General features: G+C 68.2%; 18 protein-coding genes and 1 riboswitch. Of the genes, 4 read left to right on the top strand and 14 right to left on the bottom strand.

Annotation, left to right across the window (positions count from 1 at the left end; genetic code table 11):
* Positions 1-9 precede the first annotated feature (9 nt).
* The 13 genes from hslU to DSM104443_RS18040 form a co-directional block, all read right to left on the bottom strand.
* A complete protein-coding gene (hslU, locus tag DSM104443_RS18100) occupies positions 10-1,314 on the bottom strand; it encodes an ATP-dependent protease ATPase subunit HslU (RefSeq protein WP_171096621.1) in 1,305 nt (434 codons plus the stop codon).
* Between the two features lie 47 nt (positions 1,315-1,361).
* Positions 1,362-1,910: an ATP-dependent protease subunit HslV gene (hslV, locus tag DSM104443_RS18095; RefSeq protein ID WP_212756782.1), complete on the bottom strand. Its 549-nt coding sequence runs from the start codon at positions 1,908-1,910 to the stop codon at positions 1,362-1,364.
* A 96-nt stretch (positions 1,911-2,006) separates the two neighbouring features.
* Positions 2,007-3,140, bottom strand: a complete 1,134-nt coding sequence (locus DSM104443_RS18090) for an STAS domain-containing protein (RefSeq protein WP_171094767.1) — start codon at positions 3,138-3,140, stop codon at positions 2,007-2,009.
* Between the two features lie 10 nt (positions 3,141-3,150).
* Positions 3,151-3,648 (bottom strand): DUF3299 domain-containing protein, encoded by a 498-nt coding sequence (locus DSM104443_RS18085; RefSeq protein ID WP_171094765.1) that lies wholly within the window; start codon positions 3,646-3,648, stop codon positions 3,151-3,153.
* On the bottom strand, positions 3,645-4,826 hold the full coding sequence (locus DSM104443_RS18080) for an ABC transporter permease (RefSeq protein WP_171094764.1): 1,182 nt from the start codon (positions 4,824-4,826) through the stop codon (positions 3,645-3,647). Before DSM104443_RS18080 ends, DSM104443_RS18085 begins: the two co-directional genes overlap by 4 nt.
* Positions 4,823-5,449 carry an ABC transporter ATP-binding protein gene (locus DSM104443_RS18075; RefSeq protein ID WP_171094762.1) on the bottom strand — a complete coding sequence of 209 codons (627 nt, stop codon included), beginning with the start codon at positions 5,447-5,449 and terminating at the stop codon, positions 4,823-4,825. Before DSM104443_RS18075 ends, DSM104443_RS18080 begins: the two co-directional genes overlap by 4 nt.
* A 14-nt stretch (positions 5,450-5,463) precedes the next feature.
* Positions 5,464-6,453, bottom strand: a complete 990-nt coding sequence (locus DSM104443_RS18070; protein WP_171094760.1) for a CobW family GTP-binding protein — start codon at positions 6,451-6,453, stop codon at positions 5,464-5,466.
* 3 nt (positions 6,454-6,456) lie between these two features.
* The gene (locus tag DSM104443_RS18065; protein WP_171094758.1) at positions 6,457-7,479 is read right to left on the bottom strand and encodes a CobW family GTP-binding protein; all 1,023 of its coding nucleotides are present in this window, start codon (positions 7,477-7,479) and stop codon (positions 6,457-6,459) included.
* A complete protein-coding gene (xerC, locus tag DSM104443_RS18060) occupies positions 7,476-8,378 on the bottom strand; it encodes a tyrosine recombinase XerC (RefSeq protein ID WP_171094756.1) in 903 nt (300 codons plus the stop codon). Before xerC ends, DSM104443_RS18065 begins: the two co-directional genes overlap by 4 nt.
* Positions 8,356-9,039, bottom strand: a complete 684-nt coding sequence (locus DSM104443_RS18055; RefSeq protein ID WP_171094754.1) for a DUF484 family protein — start codon at positions 9,037-9,039, stop codon at positions 8,356-8,358. The genes xerC and DSM104443_RS18055 overlap by 23 nt, the downstream gene beginning before the upstream one ends.
* Before the next feature lie 23 nt (positions 9,040-9,062).
* A complete protein-coding gene (gene dapF, locus DSM104443_RS18050; protein WP_171094752.1) occupies positions 9,063-9,896 on the bottom strand; it encodes a diaminopimelate epimerase in 834 nt (277 codons plus the stop codon).
* Entirely contained in the window at positions 9,893-10,783 is an 891-nt protein-coding gene (locus tag DSM104443_RS18045) for an LpxL/LpxP family acyltransferase (RefSeq protein WP_246232352.1), read from the bottom strand. Before DSM104443_RS18045 ends, dapF begins: the two co-directional genes overlap by 4 nt.
* A 10-nt stretch (positions 10,784-10,793) precedes the next feature.
* The gene (locus tag DSM104443_RS18040; protein WP_171094750.1) at positions 10,794-11,681 is read right to left on the bottom strand and encodes a lysophospholipid acyltransferase family protein; all 888 of its coding nucleotides are present in this window, start codon (positions 11,679-11,681) and stop codon (positions 10,794-10,796) included.
* 68 nt (positions 11,682-11,749) lie between these two features.
* On the opposite strand from DSM104443_RS18040, the gene metK reads away from it, so the two are divergent.
* Positions 11,750-12,961: a methionine adenosyltransferase gene (gene metK, locus DSM104443_RS18035; RefSeq protein ID WP_171094747.1), complete on the top strand. Its 1,212-nt coding sequence runs from the start codon at positions 11,750-11,752 to the stop codon at positions 12,959-12,961.
* A 3-nt stretch (positions 12,962-12,964) separates the two neighbouring features.
* On the opposite strand, the gene DSM104443_RS18030 is transcribed toward metK, so the two are convergent.
* The gene (locus DSM104443_RS18030) at positions 12,965-13,594 is read right to left on the bottom strand and encodes a glutathione S-transferase family protein (protein ID WP_171094745.1); all 630 of its coding nucleotides are present in this window, start codon (positions 13,592-13,594) and stop codon (positions 12,965-12,967) included.
* Between the two features lie 107 nt (positions 13,595-13,701).
* A riboswitch (S-adenosyl-L-homocysteine riboswitch) is annotated at positions 13,702-13,776 on the top strand.
* Between the two features lie 73 nt (positions 13,777-13,849).
* On the opposite strand from DSM104443_RS18030, the gene ahcY reads away from it, so the two are divergent.
* Genes ahcY through metF form a run of 3 tightly spaced genes read left to right on the top strand, consistent with a single transcriptional unit; the run spans position 13,850 to position 16,979 of the window.
* Entirely contained in the window at positions 13,850-15,265 is a 1,416-nt protein-coding gene (gene ahcY, locus DSM104443_RS18025; protein ID WP_171094743.1) for an adenosylhomocysteinase, read from the top strand.
* Positions 15,265-16,131, top strand: a complete 867-nt coding sequence (locus DSM104443_RS18020; protein WP_171094741.1) for an alpha/beta hydrolase family protein — start codon at positions 15,265-15,267, stop codon at positions 16,129-16,131. Before ahcY ends, DSM104443_RS18020 begins: the two co-directional genes overlap by 1 nt.
* Complete coding sequence (gene metF / locus DSM104443_RS18015; protein WP_171094739.1) at positions 16,128-16,979, top strand: methylenetetrahydrofolate reductase [NAD(P)H]; 852 nt, start codon at positions 16,128-16,130, stop codon at positions 16,977-16,979. The genes DSM104443_RS18020 and metF overlap by 4 nt, the downstream gene beginning before the upstream one ends.
* The last annotated feature ends 43 nt before the right edge of the window (positions 16,980-17,022 follow it).

Raw genomic sequence — 17,022 nt, 5'->3', positions numbered from 1 at the left:
ACCGAAGCGTTACAGCACGTAGCGCGCGAGGTCCTCGCTCTTCGCGAGATCGCCCAGGCGGGCGTCGACGTACGCCGGGTCCACGACGAGCTTGCGCGTGCTGCGCCCGGAGTCGAACGACACTTCCTCGAGCAGCTTCTCCATCACCGTGTGCAGGCGGCGGGCTCCGATGTTCTCGGTGCGCTCGTTCACGGCGAAGGCGATCTCCGCGAGCCTGCGCACGCCCTCCCGCGTGAACTCGACCTCCACGCCTTCGGTGGCGAGCAGCGCCTGGTACTGGCGCGTGAGGCAGGCATCGGTCTCGGTGAGGATGCGCTCGAAGTCGTTCACCGAGAGGCTGGAGAGCTCGACCCGGATCGGCAAGCGCCCCTGCAGCTCGGGAATGAGGTCCGACGGGCGCGCGAGATGGAACGCGCCGCTCGCGATGAAGAGGATGTGGTCGGTGCGGATCATCCCGTACTTGGTGGTGACCGAGGTGCCCTCGATCAGCGGCAGGAGGTCGCGCTGCACGCCCTGGCGCGAGACGTCGGCGCCCTGCATCTCGCCGCGCGAGGCGATCTTGTCGATCTCGTCCAGGAAGACGATGCCGTGCTCCTCCACGGAACGCACCGCCTTCAGGCGCGTCTCCTCCTCGTTCACGAACTTGGCGGCCTCTTCGTCGGTGAGCAGGCGCAGCGCCTCGCGGATGCGAAGCGTGCGGCGCTTCTTCCGCGTGTTGCCCATGTTGGCGAACATGCCCTGGATCTGCTGCGTGAGCTCCTCCATGCCCGGGGGAGCCAGGATCTCCATGCCGCCGGCGCCTTGCGCCAGCTCGATCTCGATTTCCTTGTCGTCGAGCTTCCCCTCGCGCAGCATCTTGCGGAAGCGCTGGCGCGTGGAGTTGATGTCGTTGCCTTCGTTCGCGGGCACCCCGGGCAGCAGCGCGTCCAGCACACGCTCCTCGGCGGCCTCCTCGGCGCGCGGGCGCGACTTCTGCATCTCCTGTTCGCGCAGGTTCTTCACCGCGATCTCGGCCAGGTCGCGGATGATCGTGTCGACGTCGCGGCCCACGTAGCCCACCTCGGTGAACTTGGTGGCCTCGACCTTGATGAAGGGCGCGTTGGCGAGGCGAGCGAGGCGGCGGGAGATCTCCGTCTTGCCCACGCCCGTGGGCCCGATCATCAGGATGTTCTTGGGCGTGATCTCGGCGCGCAGCGGCTCGGCCACCTGGGCGCGGCGCCAGCGGTTGCGAAGCGCCACGGCGACCGCTTTCTTGGCGTCGGCCTGGCCCACGATGTACTTGTCCAGCTCGTGGACGATCTCCTGCGGCGTCATCATCGACGCGGTCTCGCGGGGCGCTGCCGGAATGTCCTGCATGTCCATCAGAGCTTCTCGATCACCAGGTTGTGGTTGGTGTAGATGCAGAGCTCGGCGGCGATATCGAGCGACTTGCGAACGATCTCGTCGGCCGGGAGCTGCGTCGAGTCCAGCAGCGCCATCGCCGCCGCCTGCGCGTAGCTGCCGCCGCTGCCGATGGACAGCAGCCCGCGCTCGGGCTCGAGCACGTCGCCGTTGCCGGTGATGACGAGCGAGGATTCGCGGTCGGCCACGACCAGCATCGCCTCGAGGCGGCGGAGGATCCGGTCGGTGCGCCAGTCCTTGGCGAGCTCGACCGCCGAGCGCATGAGGTTGCCCTGGTGCTTCTCCAGCTTCGCCTCGAAGCGCTCGAAGAGCGTGAAGGCATCGGCCGTGGCGCCCGCGAAGCCGGCGAGGATCTTGTCGTGGTACAGGCGGCGCACCTTGCGGGCGGTGGACTTCACGACGACGTTGCCCAGGGTCACCTGGCCGTCGCCGCCCATGGCGACTTCGGTCCCGCGGCGGACGGAGAGGATGGTGGTCCCGTGGTACTGCGGCAGCCCGGATTCGCTCATGGAAGGTCAGTGGGGACGGTCTGGGGGTATTTCAACGAGCCTGCCACGCCGTGGGCAACCGCGGGGGCGGAAATCCCCCGGCGCGGAATCGCGATTTCAGATGGACTTCTTGCGGACCAGGATGGCGTAGCGGTTGAAGCCGAAGGCTTCGAGGAGCGCGGCGTTGAGCTCGTTCAGGTTCGAGAAGATGACGCGCTTGCCCGCGAGCTGGATGCCCTTCACCACCTCGAAGAACGCCGAGGCGAAGGCGAAATCGATGCGCAGCACCTTGGTGGTGTCGATGGCGACTTCCTGCAGGTTCGCCGCGTAGCCGTTCAGCTCCGCGATCTGGTTGGCGCTCGCCGTGGAGATCACGCCCTTCAGCGGGAAGCCGTGGTCCTCCCGCGAGGGCCCGGCCGTGTGGGATGAGGCCGCGGCCGCGGCCGTCTTGGCCGCGCCCGCCGCCTTGGCCTGGGTGGCGGCGACGGAGTTCACGTACGTCTCCCAGTTGGGCGGCGACATCTCGAAGGCGATGGCGTATTCGAGGCCCATGTCCTCGAACTCCTGGTTCTTGCCCTGCAGGATCAGCAGCTCGAAGAGCAGCAGCCAGAAGTAGCGCTCGATCTCCGTGGCCTTCTCGTTGAAGTTGGAGCGCAGCAGCGTCTCCAGCGTGACGAGGTTGTTGAACCACATCGGGAGGTTGCGCTTGCGAAGCAGCAGCAGCGCGTTGCCGAGCAGCGTGGCTTCCTCGGCGCTGATGCGCGTGATCTTGCTCACGTCGAGCCGCACGGTGCCCGTGAGCTCGGCGAAGGCGCGGAATTTCTCGATCTCGCCGGCGAGGTCGCCCGAGGCGTTGGGCTTCAGCACGAAGAGGTCCTTGCGCTCGCGCGAATCCGGGGCGCGGCGCGGATCGGCCGACGCATCGCCGCTTTCCCCCCACGGCGGCGGCGACTGCTCGAACTTGACCGTGAAGAGCATCGAGAGCTCGTCGAACGCGGCGCGGTTCGACGCGGCCTGGTAGAGGTCGAAGAGCATGAGCCACGCCTGCTTGTTGCCCTTGCCGGCGGTTTCCTTGATCTCGGTCCTCAGCAGCCCGATGGCGGCGTCGACGTGGTTGGCGCTGTAGAGCACCGCGGCTTCCTGGGCGGCGGGCAGGCGCATGGAGTGGAACTCCTCCGTGCCGACACGGGCGAGCGCTCGATGCGCGCCGGTCCGGGTGCCCGTGATGCTGCTGGGAGTCGCGGTCGCCACCTTGCGCTCCTCAGGGTTTGGACGGGACGGCATGGTTCACGCGGTAGTAGACGATGTCGTCGTCGAGGACCGCGAGCGTGCCGGACACGACGATGGGCTCGTACGTGAAATCGAACGCCTTGTCCGCGATCACCTCGATGATCGCCTCGGGCCCACCGGGCGTGCAGAACGAGCAATGCGGCGGGAAGGGCGTGAGCAGGAAGCGCTTCTGCTTGGCCGACTGGTCGAGCGGCATCATGAAGCCGTAGAGCTTCACGTCCTTCCGGTCGAGGGCCTTGATCTCCTTCGTGTACTCGGGACCGAAGGACTTGTCGGCGCGCTGCACGGTCTTCACCTGGGCCAGGACCTGCCACGAGAGCGTGCCGGGCGGCGACGGATCGTTGCCGGGCTGGCTCATGTACTCGGCGGCGGTGGGCAGCTTGCTCTCCGCCGGCGGCGCGCAAACGGCGACACCCGCGAAGGCGAGGAGGGCGAGGAAGGCGGCGAGCGTGCGCGGCATCGTTGTCATCTTCTGAGCAGCAGGGCCGCCGGATCGCGGCGGTAAGCGAGGTACGCGGGCAGGAGGCAGGTCACGGCGCCGAGAAGCAGTGCGCCCAGCAGGAGCCAGGCCTCGCCGCTTTCCCACGCCCATCCGGTGACCGGCCAGCGTTCCGGGCCGGCGAGGAGGCTTCCGAACCACTGCGCCGCCCCATGACCCAGGATGAGGCCCAGTATAGCGCCGGCCACCACGAGCGTCATGCCTTCGGCCGCCACGAGCGCCACCAGCGCCGAGGGCCGCGCGCCGAGCACGCGCAGGAGCGCCAGGTCCTGCCGGCGCTCCTCGAGCGCGGTGGTGAGCGCGATGAAGACCGACAGCGCCGCGCCCGCCATCAGCACGAGCGCGAAGACGCGCAGCGTATCCACGCCCGCACCCACGAGGTTCATCAGGCGCGCGGCCTCGTAGGCGGGCGAGGCGGCCTGCAGCGACGTCGTCGCGTTCACGAAGCGCGGCAGTTGCAGCGCCGCGATCGGCGAGGCGTAACGCACCAGCAGCGCCGTGATCTCGCGCCCCGCGGCGGGTGCGCCGTGGCCGCCGTGGACCTCCCACACGCTCTCCAGGGACGTGAGCACCAGGCGATCCACGGCCGTGCCGGTGGGCGCGAGCACCCCCGTCACCTTGTAGGGATGGTCGGCGTGCTCCGAGGTGCTGGCCTGCGCGAGGCCGTGCGCCCCGGCGAACGTGGCGCCGACGTCGAATCCGGTGCGGCGCGCGGTCTCGGAACCGAGGACCGCCTCCATCTCGCCCGCGAACATCGTCCCGCGCTCGAGCTTCGCGCCGTAGAGCGTGAAGAAGCGCCCGTCGGTGCCGACGATGCGGTGGCCGCGGAAGCTGTCGCCGAGCGACACCGGCACGGCCGAGGCGACGAGGCGGTTCTTCTCGAGCGCCTGCGCGTCCTCCAGCCGGATGTTTCCCGTGGGAATGTCGGCGTGGTAGATCGCCGAGAGAATGAGCTGCAGCGGGCTGCCCTTCGCGCCCACGACGAGGTCGATCCCCTTCGCGTCGCGTTCCAGACGCTGCTGCGCCTGCGACGTGAAGAGGAGCAGGAAGACCAAGGTCGCCATGCCGAGCGCCAGCAGGATCACGTGCAGCAGCGTGAGCAGCGGGCGCGCCGCGAGGTAGGACCCGGCGAGGCGAGCCAGGCTCATAGCACGAGCTGGCGCGCGAAGTGCGCGCGGATGCGGTGGTCGTGCGTCGCGACGACGAGCGATGCGCCGCACGCTTTCGCTTGCGACATCAGCAGCTCGATCGCCTTCTCGCAGTTGCCGTCGTCGAGCGCGGAGGTGGGCTCGTCGGCGAGCAGGAGCGCGGGCCGGTTCACCACGGAGCGTGCGATGGCCACGCGCTGCGCCTCGCCGAGCGAGAGCTCGCGGGCCCGGCGCGACGCGAGCGCGGCGATGCCGAGGCCTTCGAGCACCGTGTCGATGCGCGCGTCATCCACGGCGTGGCCGGCCAGGCGCTGCGCCAGGCGCAGGTTCTCGCGGACCGAGACCACGGCGATGAGATGCAGTGTTTGCAGCACGATCCCCACGTGCTTTGCGCGATAGGCATCACGCCGGGCGGCAGAAAGTGCGGGGATGTTCTCCCCGGCTACGCGAACCTCGCCGGCGGTCGGGGTGAGGAGTCCCGAGACGACGCCGAGGAGGGTGCTCTTGCCGCTGCCCGAGGGGCCGAGGACGAGGCTCGCCTCGCCGGCGGCGACGTCCCAGGAAGGAACGTCGAGGACGGTGCGGCCCCCGTATTCGTGTCGAAGGCCGCGGATCTCCAGCATTGGGGCTGCGCCGTCTAGGCGACGCAGTAGGCCAGGCCTTCCTCGAACAGCTTCCTGGGAATGCCCTTGCCGATGAACACCATCACGCTCTCGCGCGTCTCGCCTTCTTCCCACGGCTTGCCCGGCGTGCCGCCCATCAGCATGTGCACGCCCTGGAAGATCATCTTCTTGGGCTCGTCCTTCACGTTCAACACGCCCTTGTAGCGCAGCAGGTTCTCGCCGTAGTTCTGCACCATGAGCGAGAGGAACGTCTCGATCTTCTCCATGTTGAGCGGGCGCGGGTCCTTCCACACGAAGGACTTCACGTCGTCGTCGTGCTCGTGGTGGTCGCTCGTCAGGAACTCGGGCGAGACCTCGAGGATCGCGTTCAGGTTGAAGCCGCGGATGTCGAGGATCTCGCTGATCGGCGCCTCGCCGAAGTGCACCTTTTTCTGGTGCGCACGCGGATTCATGCTGCGCAGGCGGTCCATCAGCGCCTTCGTCTCGTCCTCGGCGACGAGGTCGGTCTTGGAGAGCAGGATGCGGTCGGCGAAGCCCACCTGGGCGCGCGCCTCGTCGTGCTCGTCCAGCGTCTGCTGGCCGTGCTTCGCGTCCACCACGGTGATGATGGCGTCCAGCAGGTAGTCCTTGTGTACGTCCTCGTCCATGAAGAACGTCTGCGCGACCGGGCCCGGGTTCGCGAGGCCCGTGGTCTCGATGATCACGCGGTCGAACTTCACCTCGCCGCCGCGCTTCTTGCGCCGCAGGTCCTTGAGGATCCTCACGAGGTCGCCGCGCACCGTGCAGCAGAGGCACCCGTTGTTCATCTCGATGATCTGCTCTTCCTTGTCCTGCACCAGGATGTCGTTGTCGACCCCGGACTCCCCGAACTCGTTTTCGATCACCGCGATCTTCTCGCCGTGCTGCTCGGTGAGGATGCGATTGAGGAGCGTCGTCTTCCCGGCGCCAAGGAAGCCGGTGAGGATGGTGACGGGGATGAGGCCTTTTTCGGCAGCGGGTTGCATGGGCTAGCTCGCGGAGGAAGTCGAGGTGAAGGAATCCAAAATCGGGGCGATGGCGCCGCGTTCAAGGTCGCGGGTGATGAAGACCAGGCGCGTCCGTCGGTCATTATCCGGCCAATCGGGGAGTTTCGCCGGAGGGTAGAGCGTGTGTTGCACGGCATGCAGCACGAGGGGTCCTTTATCCCCCACGTTCACAAGGCCTTTCAGGCGCAGGATCCGGTCGCCCCGTAGTTCGAGCACGGTCTCCAGGGCGGCCTCCAGCGCGTCCCAGGAGACCGGTGCCTCCGCGGTCCAGGTGAACGAGCGGATGCGCTCGTCGTGCGGTCCGCGGCTCGAGGGCTGCGCGAACGAGCGCCATTCGTTCGCGCCCAGCCAGCCCGTCACGTCGGGGCGCGAGCCGTCGTGCCGATGCAGCCCGGTGTCGAAGAGCCACGACGCGTCCACGTCGCCCGAGCGGGCGCGGATGCGCGCGGCGGCCGGGTTCAGCGCGGCGAGCCTCGCTTCGAGCGCGTCGAGGGTCGCGTCGTCGGCGAGATCGGCCTTCGTGATGACGAGGCGATCGGCAACGGCGGCTTGTTTTACCGCCTCGGGATGCTGATCCAGCTCGCTCGCGCCGTGCATGCCATCCACCGTCGTCACCACGCCGGAGAGGGCGTAACGCGCGGCCACCACGGGCATCTCCACCAGCGTCGCGAGCAGCGGCGCCGGGTCGGCGAGGCCGGTCGTCTCGATCACCGCGCGCCGGAACGCGGGGATCTCATTGGCCGCGCGCTTGAAGTGCAGGTCGCGCAGGGCCTGCACGAGGTCGCCCGCCACGCGGCAACACACGCACCCGCCCGAGAGCACGACGACGTTCTCGCTCGCGCGGCGCACGAGGGCGTGGTCGATCGGGATGTCGCCGAACTCGTTCACGATCACGGCGGTGTCGGCGTAGCGCGTGTCGTGCAGCACGCGGTTCAGCAGCGTGCTCTTGCCACTGCCGAGGAAGCCGGTCAGCACCGTGACCGGCGTCAGCGTCGTGGCGCTCACTTCGCCTTCTTGCGCGCCCGCGGATGCGCGGCGTCGTAGACCTTGGCGAGGTGCTGGAAGTCGAGGTGGGTATAGACCTGCGTCGAAGCGATGCTCGCGTGCCCCAGCATCTCTTGCACCGCACGGAGGTCGCCGGAGGATTGCAGCACGTGCGAGGCGAACGAGTGGCGCAGCATGTGCGGGTGCACGTCCATGTCGAGGCCGGCCGCCGCGGCACGTGCCTTGATCAGCGTCTGCACCTGGCGCGGCGTGATGCGCTTGCCCTTCGCGTCGACGAACAACGCGGCCTCCCCGGGCGCGGCTCGCTTCGAGCGCTCCGGAAGCCAGCGCGCGAGGGCGTCGAGGGCGCCCTGGCCCACGGGCACGATGCGCGTCTTCGAGCCCTTGCCGAGCACCCGGACCTGCGCCTCGTCGAGGTCGATCGCATCGACGTCCGCGCCCGTGATCTCCGAGACCCGCAGGCCGCTCGAATAGATGAGCTCGAAGAGCGCGCGGTCGCGCACGGCGAACGGCGAATCCGGCTCGTCGTGCGTGACGAGGCGGATGGCATCCTCCGGGGAGAGCATTCCGGGCAGCGGCTTCGCCATCTTCGGCGATCGGACGCCGGCGCAGGGATTCGCTGCGACCGCCTTCTCGCGGATCCGCCACTCGTAGAAGCCGCGCCAGCTGGAAAGCGTCCTTCCGAGCGAGCGGGGCGCGAGGCCCTTCGAGTGCAGCGTCGCGATGAAGCGGCGGATGTCGGGCGGGGTGAGGCTGTCCAGGTCGCGTTCGCCGGCCAGCATCGCGAGCGATGCATTGTCGCGGGCGTACGCGGCGACGGTGTGCGCCGACAGCCGGCGCTCGTTCACGAGGTGCGCGAGGTAGCGCTCGAGGGCGCTAGCGGGTGGCTTCCGGCTCACGGACGGGTGTCACGAACCGCCACAGCGAATGGCTGAGGAGCTCGCCGATGCGCTGCAGGTAGAGCGTCCCCATCTCCGGGTAGAAGCGCTTCGGGTCCTCGGAGGCGAGCGCGATGGCGCCGAACGCCTGGTCGTCGCGCCTGAGCGCCACCATCGCGAAGGACTTGAGGTGCGGCGCAGCCTCGCCGAACCAGGCCTGGCTCTCGTACACCGCGTGGTGCCCGCAATAGGGCGCGGCCATCTGCGCCACGAACTGGCGCATCTCCGGCATCACCGGGCCGAACTCCTTGGTGTCCGGGTTCTCCTCGGCGACGTTCCAGAGGCGCACCGCGACGTGCGGCACGGCGAAGTGGTCGAGGAGATCCAGGTAGAGCGTATCCAGCGCCGCGTCGAGGCTCGCCGCCTCGATCAGGCGGCAGGCGAGCTTGTGCACCTTGCCGCCGACCGCGTCGTTCTCCTCGCCGAACTGGATCAGCTCGCGCAGCTTGTCTTCCAGCAGCCGCGACTTCTCGCGCACCGCGACGAGCTGGCGCTCGCCGATCGACACCGCGCGGCCGCCGTGCGGGTGCGGGACCTGCAGGTCCATCAGGATCTCGACGTGGTTCTCGAAGAATCCGGGGTTCTGCTTGAGGAATTCGGCGACTTCTTCGGCGGTGGGCAACGCGGTGTCCTTCACGTACGGGGTTACTGGATCTCGATCTCGCCGTCGAAAACGCGCACGGCATCGCCTGTCATCATAACGGGCGCGCCATCCCCGGGCCAGCGCACGATGAGCTCGCCCCCGCGCGTGGCCACGCGCACTTCGGCGTCGAGCAGCCCGCGGCGGATGCCGGAGACCACGGCCGCGCAGGCGCCCGTTCCGCAAGCCAGCGTCTCGCCGGCGCCGCGCTCCCACACGCGCAGGCGCACGCGGTTGCGCGAGACGACCTGCAGGTAGCCCGCATTCACGCGCTTCGGGAAGGCCGGGTGGTGTTCGATGAGGGGACCTTGCGTCGTCACCGGCGCGCGGTCGACATCGTCGACGATTTGAACGGCATGCGGGTTGCCCATCGAGACGACGCCGACGTCGATCCGTTCGCCCGCGACCTCGAGGGGATACGTGACGCGCTCCTCGCGGGCGTCGAACGGCACGTCGGCCGGCGCGAAGCGCGGCGCGCCCATGTCCACGGCGACCTGCCCCGAGGGCAGGATCTCCGGGACGATCACGCCCGAGGCGGTCTCGACGCGGATCGCGGACTTCGAGGTGAGGCCCTCGGCGCGCACGAAGATCGCGAAGCAGCGCGAGCCGTTGCCGCACTGCTCCACCTCGCCGCCATCCGCGTTCCAGATGCGGTAGCGGAAGTCGGTGTCCGGCGTGCGCGGCTTCTCCACCACGAGCAACTGGTCGCAGCCGACACCGAAGTGGCGGTCCGCGATATGGCGGACCTGCTCGGGCGTGAGGCGGATGTCCTGGCGCACGGCGTCCAGCACGACGAAGTCGTTGCCCTGGCCCTGCATCTTCGCGAAGCGGATCTTCATTTCTTCTTCTGGTAGGGGTTGGGCTCGCCGGGCGGGCGCGTCTTGAAGCGCTTGTGGGCCCAGAAGTATTGCTCGGGCATCTCCAGCACGCGCTCCTCGATGAAGGCGTTCATCCGCCGTACGTCGGCCTCGACGTCGTCGGTCGGATAGTTCTCCCACGGCGGGTAGACGATCACCTCGTATCCGTCCTCGAGCTGGCGCGTGATCACGGGCACGACGTGGGCGCGCGCAAGCTTCGCCAGCCGCGGAAGCGCCGTCACCGTCGCCGTGGGCACGCCGAAGAAGGGCGCGAAGATCGCGTCGCGCGGGCCGAAGTCCATGTCGGGCAGGAAATAGAACATGCGGCCCTCGCGGATCGTGCGCACGATCGCGAGCATGCCGTCCTGGCGCGAGAGCAGCCGCGGCGAGCCGAAGCGCACGCGGCCGCGATAGAGCAGGCGGTCGAGCACCGGGTTCTTCTGGCGGCTGTAGATCGAGGCCGACCCCGGCCACGTGTACGCGACCTTGGGCCCGCCGAGGTTCAGCCCGATGAAGTGCGGGGCGAAGACGATGACGGGCTGTCCGCGGAGGCGGTCGAAGTGCTCGCCGCCCGTCACCTTCACCATCGCCATGGCGCGCTCGATGGGCGCGAACCAGAAGATGCTCTGCTCGGCGAGCGCGCGCCCGAGCGAGCGGAAGTGCGCGCGCGCGAGCTTCTCGCGCTCCGCCTCGGGCATCTCGGGGAAGCACAGCGCGAGGTTGATGCGCGTGACGCGGCCGCGGCCGAACCGGTAGAGGACGGAGCCCAGCGCGCGGCCGACCGCGGCGATCGCGCGATTCGGCAGCAGGTGGAGGGACCAGAGGAAGGCGACACCGAGCCAGGAGCCCAGTCTTCGGAGCAGGTACACGGGGCCGATTCTAGCGGCTGCCCGCGGCGACGGGCGGCGGCGGGGCGCCCGAGGGCCGCTTGTAGCGGTTGTAGCCCCAGAGGTATTGCGTGGGGCATGCGCGCACCAGCTGCTCGACCATGGCGTTCACTCGCCGCGTCGCCGTGGGCTTGTCGCTGCCCAGCGGCTCCTCGAGCGCGGTGTAGTGGAGGATGTAGCCCTGGCCGCGCACGAGGCGCTCGGCATAGCAGAAGACGATCGCGGCTTCCGAAGCTTCCTGCAGGCGCCCCACGAGCGTCATCGTGAACGCGGGCCGGCCGAAGAACTCGCTCCATTCGCCTTCGCCCTCGCCGGGCACCTGGTCGGGCAGCACGACGGTGCAGCCGCCGCGGCGCAGGTGCTTCAGCAGCATGCGCACGCCCGCCAGCGTGGCCGGGGCGACGTTGGTGCCGTCGAAGGCGGCGCCGCGATTGCGCCCTTCGCGAACGAGATCGTCCAGCCACGCGATCTTGTGCGGGCGGTACATCGCGAGGATGGGCAGCCGCGACCAGAGATAGCGGCCCGCGATGTCGTAGCCGCCGAGATGGGGGGTCACGAAGATGATCGCCTTCCCGCCGGCGCGGAGCTTCTCGACCGCCTCCCAGCCATCCTCGTCCACGACGGTCGCCACGACGTCCTCCGGCGGCCGGAAGAGCGCCCAGGCGAGCTCGGTGACGCCCTTGCCCATTTCCGCGGCGTTTTCCCGCGCGAGGCGCTGCAGCTCGTCATCCGAGCGCGCGAGGCCGCTCGCGGCGAGGTTCTCGCGGGTGCGGCAGCGCCAACGGGGCGACAGGACAAACACCGCCCGGCCCAGGAAAGCGCCGAGCGCGTGGTTGGTGGCCAGGGAGAGCGAGGCGAGGAAGCGAAAAAGGAGTCTCAAGGCGGGGTGGTTACGAGGCCGACTTTGGTAGAATAACGGGCTCTTTGGCGTAACTCCCGGTGAGGTCCATGAAAAACGAGTTTCTCTTCACGTCGGAATCGGTCTCGGAAGGCCACCCCGACAAGGTCGCCGACCAGGTTTCGGATTCGATCCTCGACGCGATTCTAGGCCAGGACCCGCGCTCGCGCGTCGCCGCGGAGACGCTGTGCAACACCGGCCTCGTGGTGCTCGCCGGCGAGATCACGACCCGCGCCAACGTGGACTACATCGGCATCACGCGCGATGTGATCAAGCGCATCGGCTACGACAACACCGACTACGGCATCGACTACAAGGGCTGCGCGGTCATGGTCTGCTACGACAAGCAGAGCCCGGACATCGCGCAGGGCGTGGACAAGGCGCAGGACGACAACCTCGATCAAGGCGCCGGCGACCAGGGCCTCATGTTCGGCTACGCCTGCGACGAGACGCCCGTCCTCATGCCCGCGCCGATCTACTACGCCCACCGCCTCGTGGAGCGCCAGGCCATGCTGCGCAAGGACGGCCGAATGCCCTACCTGCGCCCGGACGCGAAGAGCCAGGTCACCTTCCGCTACGTCGACGGCAAGCCCGTCGAGATCGACACCGTGGTGGTCTCCTCGCAGCACGCGCCCGAGATGTCCGACGGCCCGAAGATGAAGAAGGAGTTCGTCGACGCGGTGATCGAGCAGATCATCAAGCCGGTGCTGCCGAAGGAATTCCTCAAGAACACGAAGTACCTCGTGAACCCCACCGGCCGCTTCGTCGTCGGCGGCCCGCAGGGCGACTGCGGCCTGACCGGCCGCAAGATCATCGTCGACACGTACGGCGGCGCCTGCGCCCACGGCGGCGGTGCCTTCTCCGGCAAGGATCCCTCGAAGGTCGACCGTTCGGCCGCGTACGCCGCGCGTTACGTCGCCAAGAACGTCGTGGCCGCGGGCCTCGCGAGCGAGTGCGAGATCCAGGTGAGCTACGCCATCGGTGTGGCGAAGCCGATCAACATCACGGTCTACACGCACGGCACCGGCAAGGTCTCCGACGACGTGATCGCGAAGCTGATCGCCGAGCATTTCGACCTGCGGCCGAAGGGCATCATCAAGATGCTGGATTTGCTACGGCCCATCTACGCCAAGACCGCGGCCTACGGCCACTTCGGCCGCGAGGAGCCGGAGTTCTCGTGGGAAGCCACGGACAAGGCCGCGCTGTTGCGCGACGCCGCCGGCCTCAAGGGCGAAGTGAAGAAGTTCGCGGCGGCTGATTAGTCGTTACTTGAAATCGCGGCGGAGGATCGCCGCGACCTCGGGTTTGGATTCGGCCGCTTCCGCGGCCGATTTCATTTTCGGCGCCTCCTCGGACCACCACTTCGCGCCAGGCCGCCAGTGGCTCATCGCCGCCAGGTAGAGATCGATCGCGCTGAAGCGCTTGCCGAGGAAGTGCGGAGCGCCGCAAGCGCCCTCGAGCTGCTTCAGCAGTTTCTTGCGATGCTCGTCGGTGCTCTCGCGCAGCGCCTTGCCCGCGGCCTCGTCGCCCTTCACCCACTTCTTGCCGTCGTCGCCATACGTCCAGGTCGGATACACGGCCGCGATCAGGAACACGGCCCAGCGGTAGAAGTCCGTGCGCGACGCATCTCCCGGCGGCGGGATCAGCGAGGCCGCGGGATTCTGGTCCTGGATCCAGTGCAGGATCGCGAGGGTCTCCGTCATCACCTTGCCGTCGGGCAGCACCAGCGAGGGCACTTGCCCGACGGGATTGACCTGCAGCAGGCGCGGGCGCGTCGGGCTGTCGTCGGAATAATCGACTTCCTCGTAGTCGTACGCGATGCCCGCGAGGTTGAAGCCGCACTCGACGATGATCGAGCCGCAACCGGCGCAGCCCAGCAGGAGGGGTTTCTTCATGACGCTTCCTTCGCGAAGTGAGGCGCCACGCTATCACGGCCGAAAGCCAGAAAATGCCCTCGTTTCCCCGGGCCCACGGCCCCGCCACTTCTTTGGTAAAATGGCGGTTCCTCGAGGAGCGTTGCAACGGACTCCCTGTCCGCCAGGCTCGAGGTTACCTACCGCAACCGCGCTCGTTAACCGTGACCGATCACGGCTGGCGAGTGGAAAACCCCCTCCCGCGTGACCGGCACCTTTGACGACAAAGGACCGACCATGAATGCTGTACTGAAGAACGCCGGCACCGACTACAAGGTCGCCGACATGAAGCTCGCCGACTGGGGCCGCAAGGAAATCCTCATCGCCGAGACCGAAATGCCCGGGCTGATGGCTATCCGCGACGAGTTCGCGAAGAAGCAGCCGCTGAAAGGCGCGCGCATCACGGGCTCGCTGCACATGACCATCCAGACCGCGGTGCTGATCGAGACGCTGAAGGCGCTCGGCGCCGACGTTCGCTGGGCGTCGTGCAACATCTTTTCGACGCAGGACCACGCCGCCGCCGCCATCGCCGCGGGCGGCACCGCCGTCTTCGCCGTGAAGGGCGAGAGCCTCGACGAATACTGGGACTACACGCACCGCATCTTCGAGTGGCCGGACAGCGGCTTCACGAACATGATCCTCGACGACGGCGGCGACGCCACGCTGCTGCTGCACCTGGGCGCGCGTGCCGAGAAGGACGCCTCGCTGATCTCGAAGCCCGGTTCCGAGGAAGAGACCTGCCTCTTCAACTCGATCAAGGCCAAGCTCGCGAAGGACCCGACGTGGTATTCGGTGCGCCTCGCGAAGGTGATGGGCGTGACCGAAGAGACCACCACGGGCGTCCATCGTCTCTACCAGATGGCGCAGGACGGCTCGCTCAAGTTCCCGGCGATCAACGTGAACGACTCGGTCACCAAGAGCAAGTTCGACAACCTCTACGGCTGCCGTGAATCGCTGGTGGACGGCATCAAGCGCGCGACGGACGTGATGGTCGCCGGCAAGGTGGCGCTCGTGGCCGGTTACGGCGACGTGGGCAAGGGCTCGGCCCAGGCCCTGCGCGCGCTGTCGGCGCAGGTGTGGGTGACGGAGATCGATCCGATCTGCGCCCTGCAAGCGGCGATGGAAGGCTACCGCGTGGTGACCATGGACTACGCCGCGGACAAGGCCGACATCTTCGTCACGGCCACCGGCAACTACCAGGTGATCACGCACGCCCACATGAAGGCGATGAAGAACAACGCCATCGTGTGCAACATCGGCCACTTCGACAACGAGATCGAGGTCGCGTCGCTGAAGCAGTACAAGTGGGAGAACATCAAGCCGCAGGTCGACCACGTGATCTTCCCGGACGGCAAGCGGATCATCCTGCTCGCCGAAGGCCGCCTGGTGAACCTGGGCTGCGGAACGGGACACCCGTCGTACGTGATGAGCAGCTCGTTCGCCAACCAGGTGATCGCGCAGATCGAGCTCTTCGCCAACATCAAGAAGTACCCGGTCGGCGTCTACGTGCTGCCCAAGCACCTGGACGAGAAGGTGGCGCGCCTTCAGCTCGCGAAGCTGAACGCGCAACTGACGGAGCTCTCGGACGAGCAGGCGAAGTACATCGGCGTGAAGAAGGACGGCCCGTACAAGGCCGATCACTACCGGTACTGATGCGCGCCCCCGAAGCCGCACGCGCCCTGGCGCTTGCGGCGTTTCTCCTCGCGGGTGTCGCCTTCGCGGCGCCCGCGCTGGCTCCCGACGAGACCGTCATCCGTGCGACGGTCCCGGCGGGGCCGGGTTTGTTCACGAGCGACAAACGCATCGATGTGACGATGTTCAAGCCGAAAGGCGAAGGGCCGTTCCCGATCGTGGTGATCTCGCACGGCAGCCCGCGCTCGGCCGCCGACCGCCGCCGCGGAGGGCGCATCCGCTTCGAACAGCAAAGCCGCGCCTTCATGGCGATGGGCTACGCGGTCGTGGTGCCCACGCGCCGCGGCTATGGCGATTCCGAGGGCGACTGGGCCGAGGGCTACGGCACGTGCAGCGCGCCGGACTATTACGCGGCAGGCCTGGAATCGGCCCGTGACATCCTCGCAGCCACCGATGCGGCGCGCGCCCTGCCGGGCCTCGACGGCAAGCGAATCGTGCTCGTCGGCCAATCGGCGGGCGCGTTCGGCTCGGTCGCGGCTGCGACGAAACCGGTGCCCGGTCTCGTGGCCGTCGTGAACTTCGCCGGCGGCCGCGGCTCGCAGGGTCCCCACGATGTGTGCGGCGAGGGTTACCTCGTCGACACCATGGCGCGCTACGGCAAGGGCTCGCAGGTGCCGCAGCTCTGGCTCTACAGCGAGAACGACCTGTTCTTCGGCCCCTCTCTCGCCCGGCGCATGCACGCGGCGTTCGTGGGCGCGGGCGGCAAGGCGCAGCTCGTCGAGACGCCCGCCTGGGGCACCGACGGCCACATGTACTTCCGCAACGTGTCCGATTGGACGCCGCGCGTGAAGGCCTTCCTCGATTCCCTGCCGAGCGCCCCCCGATGAGCGAGCCCGTGAACCGCCGCGACCAACGCCTGCTCAGCTTCGAGTATTTCCCCCCGAAGACGCCGGAAGGCATGGAGAAGCTGCGCGCGGCGACGCGCCAGCTGGCGCAGCTCAAGCCCGATTTCTTCTCCGTGACCTACGGGGCCGGCGGCTCCACGCGCGAAGGCACGCTGGCCGCCGTGCAGACGATCCGCGCGGAAGGCCACGAGGCGGCGCCGCACGTCTCGTGCATCGCTTCCACGCGCGAATCGATCCACGAAGTGATCGAGACCTATCGAGCCAACGGCATCCGCCGCGTCGTAGCGCTTCGCGGCGACCTTCCTTCGGGCATGGCGATGGCGGGCGACTTCCGCTACGCCTCCGAGTTGGTCGCGTTCATCCGCGAGAAGACGGGCGACGCGTTCCACATCGAGGTGGCGTGCTACCCCGAGTACCACCCGCAGGCGCGCAAGCCCCAGGCGGACCTCGCCGCGTTCAAGGCCAAGGTCGATGCGGGCGCGGACTCCGCGATCACCCAGTACTTCTTCAACCCGGACGCCTATTTCCATTTCGTCGAGCAGTGCCGCGCGATGGGCATCGGCATTCCGATCGTCCCGGGCATCATGCCGATCCAGAATTTCTCGCAGCTCGCGCGCTTCTCCGATGCGTGCGGCGCCGAGATCCCGCGCTGGATGCGCTTGAAGCTCGAGGGCTTCGGCGACGACAGCGCTTCGATCAAGGCCTTCGGCCTCGACGTGGTGACCGACCTCTGCGACCGCCTCCTCTCGCAGGGCGCGCCGGGCCTGCATTTCTACACGATGAACCAGGCCGGGCCGACTTCGACCATCTGGCAGCGATTGGGCCTCTAGGCGGACGGTAGAATCCGGGGCATCCACGACCCGGAGCTTCGCC

Origin of the sequence: Usitatibacter rugosus (assembly GCF_013003965.1) — a bacterium.
GTDB lineage: Bacteria > Pseudomonadota > Gammaproteobacteria > Burkholderiales > Usitatibacteraceae > Usitatibacter > Usitatibacter rugosus.
This window is presented reverse-complemented; position numbering and strand designations above follow the sequence as displayed.

What these genes read in the sequence shown, in the direction of transcription:
- hslU (WP_171096621.1), bottom strand. Translation starts at nt 1,314, where the DNA reads ATGACGCCGCAGGAGATCGTCCACGAGCTGGACAAGTACATCGTGGGC.
- metK (WP_171094747.1), top strand. Translation starts at nt 11,750, where the DNA reads ATGAAAAACGAGTTTCTCTTCACGTCGGAATCGGTCTCGGAAGGCCAC.
- DSM104443_RS18080 (WP_171094764.1), bottom strand. Translation starts at nt 4,826, where the DNA reads ATGAGCCTGGCTCGCCTCGCCGGGTCCTACCTCGCGGCGCGCCCGCTG.
- DSM104443_RS18075 (WP_171094762.1), bottom strand. Translation starts at nt 5,449, where the DNA reads ATGCTGGAGATCCGCGGCCTTCGACACGAATACGGGGGCCGCACCGTC.
- ahcY (WP_171094743.1), top strand. Translation starts at nt 13,850, where the DNA reads ATGAATGCTGTACTGAAGAACGCCGGCACCGACTACAAGGTCGCCGAC.
- hslV (WP_212756782.1), bottom strand. Translation starts at nt 1,910, where the DNA reads ATGAGCGAATCCGGGCTGCCGCAGTACCACGGGACCACCATCCTCTCC.
- dapF (WP_171094752.1), bottom strand. Translation starts at nt 9,896, where the DNA reads ATGAAGATCCGCTTCGCGAAGATGCAGGGCCAGGGCAACGACTTCGTC.
- metF (WP_171094739.1), top strand. Translation starts at nt 16,128, where the DNA reads ATGAGCGAGCCCGTGAACCGCCGCGACCAACGCCTGCTCAGCTTCGAG.
- DSM104443_RS18070 (WP_171094760.1), bottom strand. Translation starts at nt 6,453, where the DNA reads ATGCAACCCGCTGCCGAAAAAGGCCTCATCCCCGTCACCATCCTCACC.
- DSM104443_RS18030 (WP_171094745.1), bottom strand. Translation starts at nt 13,594, where the DNA reads ATGAAGAAACCCCTCCTGCTGGGCTGCGCCGGTTGCGGCTCGATCATC.
- DSM104443_RS18020 (WP_171094741.1), top strand. Translation starts at nt 15,265, where the DNA reads ATGCGCGCCCCCGAAGCCGCACGCGCCCTGGCGCTTGCGGCGTTTCTC.
- DSM104443_RS18085 (WP_171094765.1), bottom strand. Translation starts at nt 3,648, where the DNA reads ATGACAACGATGCCGCGCACGCTCGCCGCCTTCCTCGCCCTCCTCGCC.